Annotated in this window: 13 protein-coding genes; 6 read left to right on the top strand and 7 right to left on the bottom strand. The window is 70.3% G+C overall.

Annotated elements, in window-relative coordinates:
- Window positions 1-42: 42 nt before the first annotated feature.
- From AC3RXZ_RS12990 to AC3RXZ_RS13015, 6 genes are all read right to left on the bottom strand, one after another.
- Window positions 43-1,086: a LacI family DNA-binding transcriptional regulator gene (locus AC3RXZ_RS12990; RefSeq protein WP_243229504.1), complete on the bottom strand. Its 1,044-nt coding sequence runs from the start codon at window positions 1,084-1,086 to the stop codon at window positions 43-45.
- 234 nt (window positions 1,087-1,320) lie between these two features.
- A complete protein-coding gene (locus AC3RXZ_RS12995; protein ID WP_491494281.1) occupies window positions 1,321-1,932 on the bottom strand; it encodes an HD domain-containing protein in 612 nt (203 codons plus the stop codon).
- A 111-nt stretch (window positions 1,933-2,043) separates the two neighbouring features.
- Window positions 2,044-3,900 carry a glycoside hydrolase family 127 protein gene (locus AC3RXZ_RS13000; RefSeq protein WP_491494282.1) on the bottom strand — a complete coding sequence of 619 codons (1,857 nt, stop codon included), beginning with the start codon at window positions 3,898-3,900 and terminating at the stop codon, window positions 2,044-2,046.
- Between the two features lie 10 nt (window positions 3,901-3,910).
- Window positions 3,911-4,807, bottom strand: coding sequence for a carbohydrate ABC transporter permease (locus tag AC3RXZ_RS13005; RefSeq protein ID WP_243229507.1), 897 nt, complete (start codon window positions 4,805-4,807; stop codon window positions 3,911-3,913).
- 3 nt (window positions 4,808-4,810) lie between these two features.
- On the bottom strand, window positions 4,811-5,716 hold the full coding sequence (locus AC3RXZ_RS13010; protein WP_491494283.1) for a carbohydrate ABC transporter permease: 906 nt from the start codon (window positions 5,714-5,716) through the stop codon (window positions 4,811-4,813).
- A gap of 65 nt (window positions 5,717-5,781) precedes the next feature.
- Window positions 5,782-7,080 carry an ABC transporter substrate-binding protein gene (locus tag AC3RXZ_RS13015; RefSeq protein WP_243229509.1) on the bottom strand — a complete coding sequence of 433 codons (1,299 nt, stop codon included), beginning with the start codon at window positions 7,078-7,080 and terminating at the stop codon, window positions 5,782-5,784.
- 193 nt (window positions 7,081-7,273) lie between these two features.
- Between AC3RXZ_RS13015 and AC3RXZ_RS13020 the strand changes: the two genes are divergently transcribed.
- Complete coding sequence (locus AC3RXZ_RS13020; RefSeq protein ID WP_491494284.1) at window positions 7,274-8,302, top strand: LacI family DNA-binding transcriptional regulator; 1,029 nt, start codon at window positions 7,274-7,276, stop codon at window positions 8,300-8,302.
- A 441-nt stretch (window positions 8,303-8,743) separates the two neighbouring features.
- Here the strand turns inward: AC3RXZ_RS13020 and AC3RXZ_RS13025 are convergent, their stop codons facing one another.
- Window positions 8,744-9,601: an NAD-dependent epimerase/dehydratase family protein gene (locus tag AC3RXZ_RS13025; protein WP_491494285.1), complete on the bottom strand. Its 858-nt coding sequence runs from the start codon at window positions 9,599-9,601 to the stop codon at window positions 8,744-8,746.
- Window positions 9,602-9,657: 56 nt separating this feature from the next.
- Between AC3RXZ_RS13025 and AC3RXZ_RS13030 the strand changes: the two genes are divergently transcribed.
- From AC3RXZ_RS13030 to AC3RXZ_RS13050, 5 genes are all read left to right on the top strand, one after another.
- Window positions 9,658-10,671, top strand: a complete 1,014-nt coding sequence (locus AC3RXZ_RS13030; protein ID WP_243229512.1) for a LacI family DNA-binding transcriptional regulator — start codon at window positions 9,658-9,660, stop codon at window positions 10,669-10,671.
- 132 nt (window positions 10,672-10,803) lie between these two features.
- Complete coding sequence (locus tag AC3RXZ_RS13035) at window positions 10,804-11,523, top strand: L-ribulose-5-phosphate 4-epimerase (protein WP_491494286.1); 720 nt, start codon at window positions 10,804-10,806, stop codon at window positions 11,521-11,523.
- The gene (locus AC3RXZ_RS13040) at window positions 11,520-13,115 is read left to right on the top strand and encodes a xylulokinase (protein WP_491494287.1); all 1,596 of its coding nucleotides are present in this window, start codon (window positions 11,520-11,522) and stop codon (window positions 13,113-13,115) included. The genes AC3RXZ_RS13035 and AC3RXZ_RS13040 overlap by 4 nt, the downstream gene beginning before the upstream one ends.
- A gap of 129 nt (window positions 13,116-13,244) precedes the next feature.
- The gene (araA, locus tag AC3RXZ_RS13045; RefSeq protein ID WP_491494288.1) at window positions 13,245-14,762 is read left to right on the top strand and encodes an L-arabinose isomerase; all 1,518 of its coding nucleotides are present in this window, start codon (window positions 13,245-13,247) and stop codon (window positions 14,760-14,762) included.
- The gene (locus AC3RXZ_RS13050; protein WP_243229516.1) at window positions 14,762-15,679 is read left to right on the top strand and encodes an aldose 1-epimerase family protein; all 918 of its coding nucleotides are present in this window, start codon (window positions 14,762-14,764) and stop codon (window positions 15,677-15,679) included. The genes araA and AC3RXZ_RS13050 overlap by 1 nt, the downstream gene beginning before the upstream one ends.
- Window positions 15,680-15,694 lie beyond the last annotated feature (15 nt).

The following is a 15,694-nucleotide window of genomic DNA, read 5'->3' on the forward strand; positions in this document are numbered from 1 at the left end:
TTGGCGGCCTTGGGTGCTCGGGATGCCGGGGCCGCCGCCTGCTCAGGGGCGGTGGCCCGCGGGCGTGCGTGCCGTGCTCGCGCGCTCCAGGACCCGATGCGACAGCGTCAGCGAGCGCGGCGCGGCCGTACGGTCGTCCATCCGCGACTGCAGCAACCCGAGCGTCGCCTCGGCGAAGGCGGCGCGGTCGAAGGCGATGGTCGTGAGCGACGGCGACGTGAACTGCGAGAACTCGACGTCGTCGAACCCCGTGACGATCACGTCTCCGGGCACGTCGATGCCGTGGTCATGGAGGGTGTGCAGCGCCCCCGCGGCCATCGAGTCCGTGAACGCGACCACGGCGTCGAACGCCACGCGACGGTCGAGGATCTCCCTCATGCCCTCGGCGCCCGCGGCCATCGACCAGGGCAGCCGGTTGATCTCGAGGGCGGGGTCGCGGGCGATGCCCGCCTCGCGCAGCGCATCGTGGACGCCATCCAGGCGGAGCCTGCTGGTCGCGGTCGCGACCGACGCGTCGTCGTCGCCGCCGATCACGGCGATGCGGCGTGCGCCGCGCTCCAGGACGTGGCGAGCGGCGTCCGCCGCGGCCTGCTGGCTGTCGATGCGCACGTGGTCGGCGCGGTGCTGCTCGACTTCGCCGATCACGACGATCGGAGGCAGGCGATCGGCGTGGCGCACGACGCTGTCCTCCAGGCGGATCGGGTTGAGGATGAGGCCGTCGACGAGATGCGCCCGGGCGCGAGAGAGCAGTTCCTTCTCGCGGTCGGGCTCGGACGCGGTCTCCTCGATCTGCACGGCGAGCCCGCGTTCGTGGGCGGCCTCGACGATGCGGTGCACGAGCTCCGCGGAATAGGCGGTGGCGAGATCGGGCAGCGCCAGCGCGATGATGCCACTGCGTCCCTGGCGCAGCCCCCGGGCGTTGAGATTCGGGACGAAGTCGAGCTCGGCCATGGCCGCTTCGACCCGCGCCCTGGTCTCCTCGCGGACCGCGACGGTCCCGGTCACGACGTTCGAGACCGTCTTCGGCGAGACGCCGGCGAGCGCGGCGACGTCCTTCATCCTCGCGCGGGCCGGCGTCCCAGTCATCCGAACAGGATAGTGCGGTGGGCGCTCGACGCCCCGTCCGCACGCGCGTGCTCCCGCTCGTCGAGCGTCGAGCGGCGCGCCCCTCCGTACCGTTCGTTGAGCGGCACGCCTCCTTCCGCTCGTTGAGCGACGAGCGGAAGCGAGGAGTCGAAACGCGTCCGATACTGAGCGGCGGTGGCCGCGCTTCGACTCGTAGGGCCTGCAGTGAGCGAGTGCTGCGAGTCGAGACGTCGCTCAACGAGCGGGGAGGCGCTCCAGCGGGTTCGCCCCCAGTTTGTCGATCAGACCGCCGTCGAGCAGACGCGAGGCGTGACTGTGCGGCTTGCGGTCTGCCTGCTCGCTCACGCCGGCCCCGAACTCCTCGGCGAGAGTGAGTCGCGGGTACACGGAGAGGACTTCGCGGCGGAACGCGAGCGGGATCTCCGTGTCCCGACGCCCCGAGATGTCGAGGCCGGTCGCGATCTCGAGCAGGTGACCCTCGAGGTCGAGCCCTGGGTCGACCTCCGGCCAGTTGTGCCTCACGATGACCTCGTTGATCCGTCGCCGGCGCTCGATCGGCCATCCCGCCCCGGCGGCCATCGCCTCGCCGACGTGGCCGCCGGCCTCCTCGTAGCCGAGCAGGTGATTGTCGAACGCCGGCGCGAGTCCGATGTCGTGCAGGAGTGCCGCGGCGTAGAGCAGCTCGTGGTCGACGCCCGTTCGACCCTCGATGACCGCGAACGCCTCGGCCCACAGCCAGGAGCGCTGCACGTGGTTACGCAGTGCGGGTGAGTGGTACTCGTCCATGAGCTCGCGGGCGCCCCGCGCGGCGGCGGTGTCGGGGACGGCGAAGTCGTCGATGCGCATGCAACGAGGGTAGTGAATGCGCTCGGGCCTGAGCGTGCGAAGAGCGTCAGGGTCCGCCGGAATGCCGCCAACGGTCCCGGTTCGGAGCTCGCCGCTACCGGCAGGTCGCTCTCAGCTCGTCGGAACCCACACCCGCATCGTCGACGGGCCGCGCTGGGCCCAGTCGTGATAGGCCACCAGGGGCACCTCGGACACCGAGTCGGTCGAGCGATTCCGCACCGGGAGCACCACAGACCCGTCGCGTTCGACGGGCTCGCCCGCCAGGACGGCATCGCCCACATCCGCGCCGAGATCCACCGACTCCAGAGCGAGCACCTCGGGGCCCCGTTCCACGACGACGCATCCCCGCACGGCATCCACCCGAGGATCGGGGGCGGTCACGCGCGGAGCCACGGGGAGAGCCAGCTCGATGACATCGCCCGCCCGGAAAGCACGACGCACGGAGGGCGTGCCCGGAGCCACGTCCTCGCCCGCGCCGCCGACGACCAGGCGCGCGCCGTCAGCCCAGGCGGGGATCCGCAGCGTGAGCGTGAACTCGGCATCCTGCGCGATCGTGATCCGCACCCGGCCGTCGGCGGGATAGTCCGTCTGCACGTCGAACGCCACGACCCGTCCGTCCGGGAGCACCGTTCGCACGCGGCCCGTCGCGTACTGATGCAGCTGCACACCGTCGTCATCCGCGGTCGCGACGTAGGCGTCCAGGCTCGCGAAGGTGCGCGCGACGTTCGGAGGGCAGCACGAGACCTCGAACCACGGCGCCCGCAGCGAAGACGACGCCCGCGACGAGGTCGCAGACGGGTCGGCCGGGATGCCGGGAACCCGCTGATGCAGGGTGTTGGCGTAGTAGAACGCCTTGCCATCCGGTGCCGGCGACGTCGCCACGACGTTGAACAGGGTCCGCTCGATGAGATCGGCGTACGCGGCCTCGCCGGTCGCGAGCAGCAGCCGCCACGAGAACATGATCGATCCGATCCCGGCACAGGTCTCCGAGTAGGCGCGATCGGCAGGGAGCTCCCAGTCGTCGCCGAAGGCCTCGTCCTGATGGTGCGAGCCCTGACCGCCGGTGATGTATGTCCGGCGCTCCACCGTGCGGTCCCACTGGCGACGCAGCGACGACAGCAGCGCGTCGTCATCCGTCTCCACGGCGACATCGCTCGCCCCCGCCGACAGGTAGTTCGCGCGCACCGCATGCCCGCGAAGGGCGTCGGCATCTCTCACGGACGTATCGTCCTGGTAGTACTTCCGGCCCCACTCGATGTCGCGCAGCGAGCCTCGTCCGTGTCGCTCGACGAACAGGGCGGCCTGCTCGACGAAGCGCCGCTCACCCAGCGCGCGGCCGAGTTCGGCGAGGCCGACCTCGACCTCGGCGTGCCCGCAGATCCCCTCGCGACCGCCGATGCCGAACTCGCGGCACACCAGCTCCGCGGCACGCCGGGCGATCTCGATCAGGCCGTCGTCGGCATCCGGTCGGGTCCGCACGCGCGCGACCGCCGCCTGGAAGAGGTGCCCGAGGCAGTACAGCTCGTGCCCCCACTCCAGATCCGACCAGCGTTCGCGTTGACCCGGGCGGCCGAAGTTCGTGTTGAGGTACCCGTCGGGTTCCTGTGCTGCCGCGACGCGGGCGACGATCGCACGGAAGCGCTGTTCGAGCGGAGAGGATGCGTCGGCATCCCTCCGCCCGATCTCCCACGCGACGGCCTCGAGGTACTTGTAGATCTCGGAATCCGCGAACTCCCGACCCCGCCGGCCGGCCGGCAGCTTGCCGGAGGCCGCGAGATCGAAATTGCCCAGCCAGCCCTCGGACTCGAGTCGCGACTCGATGTGCTCGAGCGTGGCCTCGCCGTTGACCCGCTGACGTCGGGCCCAGAACCCGTCCGTGATCGTCACCTCACCGAGGCCGAGAGGACGCAGCCGCCCGCGGGTGGGGACCACGGGAGCGGCCGGAGCAGTGGTGTCGTACATCGTCATCCTTTGACTGTCATCCCTTGAAGGCGCCGGACATGAAGCCGCGGACGTAGTGGCGTTGGAGGATAAGGAAGAGCACGATGCAGGGCAGAGCCAGCACGACGACGCCGGCCTCGGTCGCGCCGTAGTCGACGACGCCCTGCACCTGCCCGCGGAGGTTCGCGACCGCCAGCGGCAGCGTCATCCGGTTGGAGTCGTTGATGAGGATCAGCGGTGCCATGAAGTCGTTCCACGCGGTGAGGAACGCGAACAGGCCGACCGTCACGAGTCCGGGCTTGACCGCCGGGAGGAGCACGCGCCAGAGGGCGCCCCAGCTGGAGCAGCCGTCCACCATGGCCGCCTCGTCCATCTCGCGCGGGATCGATTCGAACGAGATCCGCATCATGAACATCGAGAACGGCAGCTGGAACATCGTGATCACCAGTGCCACCCCGACGAGCGAGTTCTGCAGCCCCACGGCGTTGAGGATCACGTAGAGCGGGATCAGCAGAGTCGCGTAGGGGACCATCAGGATCGCGAGCGTCAGCAGGAACAGTGCGTTCTTGCCGGGGAAGGAGAATCGCGCGAACGCGTAGCCGCCCAGCAGCGAGATGAACAGCGTGAGCACCACGGTCAGCACGGACACGAACAGCGAGTTGCCCAGGTACACCCAGATGCCGGCCTGATATTCGCCGAGCGCTGCGTAGTTGCCGAAGCCCCAGCCGTCGGTCTGGCTCGTCCCCGCCAGCGGGCTCACGCTCGAGACTCCCGTCCAGATCAGGGGGTACAGGAAGATCACGGCCAGGGCGGTCGTGAACACCCAGTACGGGATGCCGTAGACCACGCGCTGCGCCGTCGAACGGTATCGCGGGCGGGTCGGCTGGTGCTCGGGCGCGACGATGGTGCGCGTGAGGGTCTGATTCTCGGTCACGGTTCAGCTCTCCTCTGGGCGGCGGAAGGCGCGCAGTTGGAAGACGTTGATCACGATGAGGGCGATCAGCACGATCACCGACAGGGCTCCGGCGATCCCGAGGCTGTTCTGACCCTGGAAGGCGACGTTGTAGATGAGCTGCACGACGGTCATGGTGCTGTTGTCCGGGCCGCCCTTGGTGAGGATGTAGAACTGCTCGAACGCGAGCAGCGACCCGGTCACGCACATCACGATCGTGAGTGCGAACGTCGGGCGCAGCAGCGGCACCGTGATGTGGCGGAAGGTCTGCCAGCGCCCGGCACCGTCGATGCGCGCCGCTTCGTAGACGTCGTCGGGGATGCCCTGGAGCCCGACGAGCATGAGCAGCATGTAGAAGCCCGCGTACCGCCAGACGATCAGGAAGACCGTGGACCACAAGGCGCCCTCAGGCGTCCCGAGGAACGTGATGCCCCAGGACCTCATGAGGTCCGCGAAGGGCCCGGCGATGGGCGAGTACAGCACGTAGAACAGCAGAGAGGCGGATGCCAGGCCGAGCGCGCTCGGGATGAGGAACGCCGTGCGCAGGAAGCCCTTCCAGCGGGTCGACTCCTGCACGAGCAGAGCAAGACCGAGTCCGAGCCCGATGAGCAGCACGGTCGTGATGAGCGTGTAGAGCAGCGTGAAGCGGACGGAGTCCCAGAACAGCCGGTGGTTCACGGCATCCACGTAGTTGTCGGGGAGGTTGATCCCCTGGTTGCCTCCCAGCAGCGGCCAATCCGATGCCGACATCTGCAGGACGAGGGCGAGCGGGACGACGAACAGTCCCAGCACGAACAGCGCCGTCGGGGCCGCGTACAGCCAGCCCTGCACGGCGCCGCCCGAAGCCGTGCGCCTGCGGCGGGTGAGCCGCGGTGATGCGGTCGAGGTCATGTGTTCTCTCCGTCGGGACGCGGGAGTGGACGGTGGGGGCGACGGTCGCCGCCCCCACCGATCGCTCACTGGGACAGGATGGCGGTGATCTCGTCGTTGTCGGCCTCGACGGTGTCGGTGCCTTCGAGGACGGCGTTGCGGATCAGCGTCAGCCAGGGGCTGCCCGGCGCGTTGAACGCCTGCTGGAAGTTGATCGCCACCGGGGTGTCTCCCTGCGCGGCCACCTCGTTGATCGTGACGAGTCGGGGGTCGGCCGCCGCGTACTCGTTGTCGGCGAGGTCGCTGCGGGAGACGGCGTTCCCGTCCTGCGCCAGCACCTCGACCTGAGCCTCTTCGGACATCATCCAGTTGAGGAAGTTCCACGCCTGGGCGGACTGCTTCGAGTCCTTCGAGATGCCGATGCCGTCGCCGCCGACGAACGTGGACGCGCCGCCGTCGACCCCGGGGAGCCCCGCCACGCCGGCGTCGAATTCGAGCGTGGGCAGCAGCGTCGCCGGGAACGGCATCACGCCGACCTTGCCCTCGCTGAAGGCGGCCGTCCAGGTCGGACCCGTCTCATCCGTCGAGCTCGGCAGGATCGCTCCCGACTCCTGCAGGCCGGACCACGTCTCGTAGACCTCCTGCGCGGCATCCCCGTCGAGCAGCGACTCGGTGCCGTCCTCGTTCAGCACCTCCTCGCCGGATGCCCAGATCGACGGGAACCACGTGAAGACCAGGCATCCGCCGCAGTTCAGGCCCGTGGCCGTGCCGTACGTGTCCGGCTTGTTCAGCGCCTGGACGGCCTGAGCCGCTGCGGCGAACTCCTCGAGAGTGGCCGGCGCCTTCTCGGGGTCGAGGCCCGCTTCGGCGAAGAGCTCCTTGTTCCAGAACAGCATGGACAGGTCGAGCACGAACGGGAGCACGTACTCCTTGTCCTCGTACGTCCCGGCGGACAGGTGCCCCTGGTTGATGGAGTCCTTGAAGTCCAGGCCGTCGATCTGCTCGCTGATGTCCGTGAACAGGCCCTGCTGCGCCCAGTTCGGCACGTACACGATGTCGGCGGCGAACAGGTCGGGCAGGCCGCCAGAGCCGGCGGCCGCACCGACCTTGGCGACGTAGTCGTCGTTGGGGACGACGGTGAGCTCGACCTGATTCTCATGCGTCGCGTTGTAGGCGTCGACGAGCAGGTTCGCCTGGTGCTCCAGCGGTGCGCGGGTCCAGAGGGTCAGCGTCGATCCGTCGTCCACGCCCTCGGCGGGGATGGACTCGGCGGGTTCTGCAGGGTCGTCGCCGCTCGCGCAGGCGGCGAGGGATGTGACGAGTGCCGCGACGGCGGTGACGGCGATCGCCGCCCGTCCGATCGTGCGGCGTCTGGTGGTGTGCATGGGATGTGGCCTCCTCGGCTCTTCCTCGAGCGGATGCTGCGTTCTTCTTCGAGCGGATGCCGTCGGTGTGCGGCGGCGGGGATTGCCGGGGTTGGATCGAAAATCTCGAAACCCCTTTCGGAAAGGTATACCGTGTGGTTCACGGCTCGGTCAAGAGTGAGTCCGATAACCTTTCAGCAACGAGGAGGATGCGATGGCAGCAGCAGGCGAAGCCGGAACCAGGGCGGCCACCCTCAGCGATGTCGCGCGTCGCGCCGGCGTCTCGATCGCCACGGCTTCCAAAGCCCTCAACGACCGCGGCGACGTCGCCGCCGCGACCCGCGCCCGCGTGCGCGCCGCAGCCGACGAGCTGGCGTTCACGCCGAACGCCATGGCGAAGGGCCTGCTGGCCGGGCGGACCGGGACGGTCGGCCTGCTCACCAGCGACCTCGAGGGCCGCTTCATGCTGCCGATCCTCATGGGCGCCGAGGACGCGTTCGGCGCGGGCCGGATCAACGTGTTCCTGTGCGATGCCCGCGGTGACGCCATCCGCGAGCAGCACCACCTGCGGGAGCTGCTCAGCCGCCGGGTCGACGGCATCATCGTCGTCGGCAGGCAGACCGATCCGCGGCCGTCGCTGGGGCAGGACATCCCGGTGCCGGTGGTCTATGCCTACGCCCCTTCCGACGATCCGCGCGATCTGTCCCTCACGCCCGACAACGTCGCCGGAGGACGGATGGCGATCGAGCATCTGCTCGCCTGCGGCCGTCGTCGCATCGCGCACGTCTCCGGCGATCCCTCCTATGCGGCTGCGCAGGACAGGCTGACGGGTGCGAGGGGTGCGCTCGCCGAGGCCGGTCTCGACCTCGTGGGCGCGCCGATGTTCTCGGAGTGGAGCGAGCACTGGGGGCGGGATGCTGCGGCCCTGCTGCTGCAGCGTCATCCGGAGATCGATGCGATCTTCTGCGGCTCCGATCAGATCGCGCGCGGCGTGCTCGACTCCGCCCGGGACCTCGGCCGGTCCGTGCCCGACGACCTCGCGGTCATCGGCTACGACAACTGGGAGGTGCTGGCGGCGAACTCCCGGCCCGAGCTCACGAGCATCGACGCCAACCTGCAGCAGCTCGGCCGCCAGGCCGCGCTGCGCGTGTTCGACGCGATCGACGGCGTCGACATCGGTTCGGGGACGCGGACCCTGCCCGTGCGGCTCGTGATCCGCGGATCCACGATCGCCCGGCGGTGAGCTCCCTCGCGTTTCGACTCGCTCCGTTGAGCGACGGGGCCCGCCCTCCCCGTTCGTTGAGCGACGAGCGCCGCCCTCCCTCCGTTCGTTGAGCGACGAGCGGAGCGAGGAGTCGAAACGGGCTCACTGCTGAGCGACGGTAGCCGTGTTTCGACTCGCTCCGCTCGCTCAACGATCGGGGAAGGAGCGATGAGACATCCTCCTCCCTCCGTTCGTTGAGCGACGAGCGGAGCGAGGAGTCGAAACGGGCTCATTGCTGGGCGGCGGTCACTGCGTTTCGACTCGCTCCGCTCGCTCAACGAGCGGGGAAGGGACGCTCAGCGGGCGGGAGGGGCGACGGGGCCCGCCCTCCCTCCGTTCGTTGAGCGACGAGCGGAGCGAGGAGTCGAAACGGGCTCACTGCTGAGCGACGGTAGCCGTGTTTCGACTCGCTCCGCTCGCTCAACGAGCGGGAGGCACGTGGTCGCGCCACGAGTGCTGCGGGTCGAAGCCCAGCACCCGCCGGGCCTTGTCGATCGAGAGCAGGGTCTCGTTCGGGCCGACGTCCCGAGTCAGGGGCACGCCGGGGAACACCTCCGCGATCAACTCGGCGTTCGGGCGCGACATGACCGTGTCGGCCGCCGCGATGATGAACCGGTCGAAGCCGGGCGCGGCGACCTCGAGCGCGCGTCGCACGGCCTGCGCTCCGTCGCGGGCGTCGATGTAGCCCCACAGGTTCCACTTGCGCAGCAGGGCATCCCGGTCGAATGACGGGAAGGCCGCGTAGTCCTCCGGCACCATCACGTTCGAGAACCGCAGAGCGGTGATCGACACGTCGGGATGCCAGCGCACGAGCTCGGTCGCCAGCTGCTCCTCGAGCGTCTTCACGAGCGAGTAGACCGACTCCGGGCGAGCGGGGTAGTCCTCGTCGACCGGGATGTACGGCGGCGGCACGTCGAACGGCAGCCCCAGCACGGTCTCGCTGGACGCGTACACGATGCGCCGGATGCCGAGCCGCACCGCCGCCCAGAACACGTTGAAGGTCGCCGGCATGTTGTTGTGGAAGGTCGCGACATCGCTGCGGATGCCCGGCGCCGGGATCGCACCGAGGTGCACGACCGCGTCGATCCCGTCATGGCGGTCGCCGACCGCCGTCAACGCGTCGACGACCTGGCCGTAGTCGGTGAGGTCGACCTGGACGAAGTCCGGTCCGCGCTCGCCGGCGACGTCCATACCGATGACCTCGTACCCGTCGGCACGCAGTTCCCGTGCGACGACGCGGCCGAGCTTGCCCGATGATCCCGTGAGAGCGATGCGCATGGATCCAGGGTGGCACGTGCGGGGCGCCGGTGGGCGTCGGCTCTAGACTCATCGCGATGAGCGACACGCACGGCACTCCGGGGCGCACGATCGGCGTGCGCGAGGTGGCGGCGCTCGCCGGGGTCTCCCGGCAGACCGTCTCGCGCGTGCTCAATGACCACCCCGAGGTCGCCTCGGCCACGCGCGAGCGCGTTCTCGCGGCGATGGACGAACTCGGCTATCGCATGAACAACGCGGCTCGCGCACTGGGCACGCGGCGCACCCGGACGATCGGCATCCTCGCCTCGGACGCTCTGCAGTACGGGCCGTCCCGCAGCATCGCCGCGATCGAGTCCAGCGCGCGGGAGGCCGGCTACTGGGTCAGTGCCGCGTTCGCGGATGCCGCGGACGATGCGGCGGTGGCCTCTGCCGTCGACCATCTCATCGCCCAGGGCGTCGAGGGCATCGTGGTGGTCGCCCCGCACGCGCGGACGCTGCTCGCCCTGGATGTCTCCCGGATCGGCATCCCCGTCGTCACGCTGCACTCCGCCGGACGCGGTGCCCGTGGCCTCTCGGTCGACCACGCCGCCGGCGCCCGTCTCGCGGTCGCGGCGCTGGCGGATGCCGGGCACACTCGCATCGCGCATCTGGCCGGTCCCGTGGACTGGCTCGAGGCGGAGTCGCGCGTCGAGGGGTTCCAGGCCGAGCTCGCCGAGCGGAGGCTCGCGCCGGGACCGGTCTTCGCCGGCGACTGGACCGCGCGCTCCGGGCACGACGCGGCCGCCGCCATCCGCGATTCCGGCGCTACCGCCGTGTTCGCGGCCAACGATCAGATGGCGCTCGGCCTGCTGACCGGCCTGCGCGAATCCGGGCTCGACGTCCCCCGCGACATGAGCGTCGTGGGGTTCGACGACATCCCGGACTCCGCGTACTACTGGCCACCGCTGACCACCGTGCGTCAGGACTTCGGGGAGCTGGCCCGCCGGGCCGTGGCCGCGTTGATCTCCTCGCCGGACGCCGCCGCATCGGATCTCGCACCGGTCGCTCCGGTGCTCGTGCCCCGCGCTTCGATCGCTCCGCCGCCCCGCTGAACCGGATCATCCGTGCGACACCGTTCACAACTCCCCGGCGGCGGGCAGGCGGGGCGGTCGTCTTGACGCCGCGACCCCCGCGTGTCACACTTCTGTGACCGGTCACAGCGACCACCGAAACCCGAGGTATCCGTGAGCAGCGAAGCCCCCGTCTTCCCCCCTGAGATCGAAGCAGCCATCCGGACCGTACGCGAGGACGTCGCGCGGCTGCACGGCGAACTCGTCCGCTACGACCTGATCGTCTGGACCGGGGGCAACGTCTCCGGCCGCGTCCCCGGCGCCGATCTGTTCGTCATCAAGCCCTCCGGCGTCAGCTACGACGACCTCACGGCCGACAACATGATCCTGTGCGACCTGGACGGCAACGTCGTCCCCGGTACCGCCGGCAGCGAGCGCAGCCCGTCCAGCGATACCGCCGCGCACGCCTACGTCTACCGCCACATGCCCGAGGTCGGCGGCGTCGTGCACACGCACTCGACCTTCGCCGTCGCGTGGTCCGCGCGCGGCGAGGAGATCCCCTGCGTCATCACCGCCATGGCCGACGAGTTCGGCGGCCCGATCCCGGTCGGACCGTTCGCGATCATCGGCGACGACTCGATCGGGCGCGGCATCGTGCAGACGCTCACCGGGCACCGCTCCCGCGCCGTCCTCATGCAGAACCACGGACCGTTCACGATCGGCGTGAACGCGAAGGACGCCGTCAAGGCCGCCGTCATGGTCGAGGACGTCGCACGAACCGTGCACTACGCTCGGGAGGCCGGACCGCTCATCCCGATCCCTCAGGAGGCCATCGACAGCCTCTTCAACCGCTACCAGAACGTGTACGGCCAGAACACGGACGCACGCCGATGAGCGCCGTCGACGACATCCGCTCTGGCCGCACGAGCCTCGGCATCGAACTCGGCTCGACCCGCATCAAGGCCTGCCTGATCGGTCAGGACGCCACCGAGGTGCTCGCGACCGGCTCCTTCTCGTGGGAGAACCGGCTCGAGGACGGCCTGTGGACCTACGCGATCGACGAGGTTTGGCAGGGTCTCCAGGCGGCGTTCGCCGGTCTGGTCTCCGACGCGCAGGACCGTCACGGCGTCGCGCCGACGAGCTTCGGCGCCATCGGCATCTCCGCCATGATGCACGGCTACCTCGCGTTCGACGCCGGAGGTAGCCTGCTCGTCCCGTTCCGCACCTGGCGCAACACGAACACCTCCGTCGCGGCCGCCGAACTCACCGACCTGCTGGGCGTCAACATCCCGCTGCGCTGGTCGATCGCGCACCTGCACCAGGCGGTCGTGGATGCCGAGCCGCACGTCCCGCAGATCGACTTCGTCACCACGCTCGCGGGCTACGTCCACTGGCGCCTGACCGGACAGCGCGTCCTCGGCGTCGGCGACGCGTCCGGCATGTTCCCGATCGACTCCGCCGCGCGCGACTACGACGCCGGCATGCTGTCGGCCTACGACGGTCTCGCCGGCGACCGCCTGCCTGCGCTGGTGAAGGAGCTCCTGCCTGCCGTGCTCCCCGCCGGCGCGGACGCCGGAGCGCTCACCGCAGAAGGCGCCGCCCTGCTCGACCCGACCGGAAACCTCGAGCCCGGCATCCCGCTGTGCCCGCCCGAGGGCGACGCCGGCACCGGCATGGTCGCGACGAACTCCGTCGCCCCACGCACCGGCAATGTCTCCGCGGGCACGAGCATCTTCGCCATGGTCGTGCTCGAACGACCTCTGACCGAGGTGCATCACGAGCTCGACCTCGTGACCACGCCGGCCGGAGACGCGGTCGCGATGGTGCACTGCAACAACGGCGCGAGCGAGCTCGCCGCGTGGGCAGGGCTCTTCACGCGGTTCTCCGCGGCAGCCGGCCGGCCGCTGGACGACGACGCCGTGTTCGAGGCGCTGTTCCGCGAGGCGCTGGACGGCGAGGCGGATGCCGGCGGCCTGCTCGCCTACAACCACCTCGCCGGCGAGCCGATCGCCGGCCTCACGGACGGGCGCCCGCTGTTCGTCCGCACGCCGGACAGCGCCTTCACGCTCGCGAACTTCATGCGCTCACAGCTGTACGGCGTGTTCGGCACGCTGGCACTGGGCATGCAGGTGCTCGCGGCGGAAGGGGTCGGGCTCGACCGCATGTTCGCGCACGGCGGCATGTTCCGCACCGCCGGCGTCGCGCAGCGCTTCCTCGCCGGTGCTCTCGACGCTCCGGTCGCCGTCGGCGAGCTGGCGAGCGAGGGCGGGGCCTGGGGGATCGCGGTGCTCGCGTCCTATCTCGCCCACGCGGATGCCACGGACCTGGGCATGTACCTCGACGAGCACGTGTTCGCCTCGGCATCCCTCTCCACCGCTGATCCCGATCCGGCCGACGTCGCCGGATTCTCCGCCTACCTCGACCGCTACCGCGCGGGCCTGGCCATCGAGGCCGCCGCCACCGAGAACCTCCCCTCCGCTCGCTGAGCGACCGATCCCCGCCGCTCGTCGAGCGACCGACCCCCCTCCGTTCGTCGAGCGACCGACCCCCCTCCGCTCGTTGAGCGACCGAAGGGAGTCGAAACGCCTCGCCGAACGGCCAAGAAAGGACCTGACATGCCCCAGCTGACCACCTCCCTCGACGGTTACGAGGTCTGGTTCCTCACCGGAAGCCAGCACCTGTACGGCCCGGAGACCCTGGCGCAGGTCGCCGACCAGTCGCAGGAGATCGCCCGGATCCTGGATGCCGCGGGCGACGTGCCGGTGAGGATCGTGTGGAAGCCGGTGCTCACCGACTCGGCCGCGATCAAGCAGGCCGCGCTAGAGGCGAACGCCGACGAGAAGGTCATCGGCCTGGTCGCCTGGATGCACACCTTCAGCCCCGCGAAGATGTGGATCGCCGGACTCGATGCGCTGCAGAAGCCGCTCGCGCACCTGCACACGCAGGCCAACGTCGAGCTGCCGTGGGGCGACATCGACTTCGACTTCATGAACCTCAACCAGGCCGCGCACGGCGACCGCGAGTTCGGGTACATCCAGACGCGCCTCGGCGTGCCGCGCAAGACGATCGTCGGCCACGCCTCCGACCCCCGCGTGCAGCGCGAGCTCGGCACGTGGCAGCGCGCCGCGGCGGGTCTCGCTGCCGCCCGCTCGCTCAAGCTCGCCCGCTTCGGCGACAACATGCGTTTCGTCGCTGTCACCGAGGGCGACAAGACCGAGGCCGAACTGCGCTTCGGCGTGCAGGTCAACACCTGGGGCGTGAACGAGCTCGCCGAGGCGGTCGCCGCGGCATCCGATGAGGCGATCGACGCGCTGGTCGCCGAGTACGAAGAGCTCTACGAGGTCGTCCCCGAACTGCGCCGGGGCGGCGAGCGCCACCAGTCGCTGCGCGACGGCGCGGCGATCGAGATCGGGCTGCGCTCCTTCCTGGAGGAGGGCGGCTTCGGCGCCTTCACGACGAGCTTCGAGGACCTCGGCGAGCTCAAGCAGCTGCCCGGCCTCGCCGTCCAGCGCCTGATGGCCGAGGGCTACGGCTTCGGCGCCGAGGGCGACTGGAAGACGGCCGTCCTCGTGCGCATCGCGAACGTCATGGGCGCCGGGCTCCCCGGTGGTGCGAGCCTCATGGAGGACTACACCTACGACATGACCCCTGGCGACGAGCTGATCCTCGGTGCCCACATGCTCGAGGTGTCGCCGTCGCTGACGACCGCCAAGCCGACGCTGGAGATCCATCCGCTGGGCATCGGCGGCAAGGACGACCCCGTCCGCCTCGTCTTCACCGCTGATGCCGGACCGGCCGTCGTGGTCGCGATGAGCGACATGCGCGACCGGTTCCGCCTGACGGCCAACGTCGTCGAGAACGTCGAGCCGCGCGCCGCGCTGCCCAAGCTCCCCGTCGGGCGCGCGGTCTGGAAGCCGGCACCGGACTTCACCACGAGCGCCGCCGCCTGGCTGACCGCCGGGGCCGCGCACCACACGGTCATGTCGACCGCGGTGGGGCTCGACGCCTTCCGCGACTTCGCCGAGATGGCCGAGGTCGAGCTGCTGGTCATCGACGAGGACACCACGCTGGTGGAGTTCCAGAAGCAGGTGCGCTGGAACCAGGCGTACTACCGGCTCGCGCAGGGGCTGTGATGACCGCGGCTCCGCGCTCCGGGCAGCAGCTCGCGATCTCCTCCGGCGGCTACGAGGCGGTCATCGCCTCGGTCGGCGCTTCCCTGCGGGTGCTGCGGTCCGAAGGGCGCGACCTCGTCGTGCCCTTCGACGCCGACGAGGTGCGACCCGGCTACCGCGGCACGACGCTCGCACCCTGGCCGAACCGCATCGTCGACGGCCGCTACTCCTTCGCCGGGCGGGAGCACCAGCTCGCGCTGACCGAGCCGGCCCGCGGACAGGCGCTGCACGGCCTGCTGGCGTGGGCGGATTTCGCCGCCCGCGATGTCGAGCCCGATCGCGTCGTGCTGGCCGCCGTGATCCAGCCGCAGGACGGCTATCCGTTCCGGGTCGAGGTCGAGACGGAGTACCGGCTCGACGCCGACGGTCTGCACCAGACGGTCACCGCCCGCAACATCGGGCCTGATGCCGCGCCGTGGGGCACCGGCCCGCACCCGTACCTCGTGGCGGGCGCCGGGCGCGTGGACGACTGGACCCTGACGCTGCCGGCATCCGAGGTGCTCACGGTGACCGCGGACCGGCTCAGCCCGCTGGCGGTCGAACCCGTCGAACAGCACGCGGAATGGGACTTCCGCACTGCCCGCAGGATCGGCGACGTGTTCATCGATCATGCCTTCACGGGGCTGTCGCGCGCGGACGGCTTTGCCGAGGTCCGCCTGACGGCCGCGGACGGCACGGGCGTCGCGATGCGCTGGGACGCGGGCTGCCCCTGGGTGCAGGTCCACACCGCCGACACCGGCATCGAGGCGACGCATCGGATCGGTCTGGCGGTCGAGCCGATGACCTGCCCGCCGGACGCCTTCAACTCCGGAACGGACCTGGTCGCGCTGGAGCCGGGTGCCTCGCACGCGGCATCCTGGAGGATCGCGGCGCTGTGACCGTATCGCGACCGC

Source organism: Microbacterium cucumeris (genome assembly GCF_058349845.2).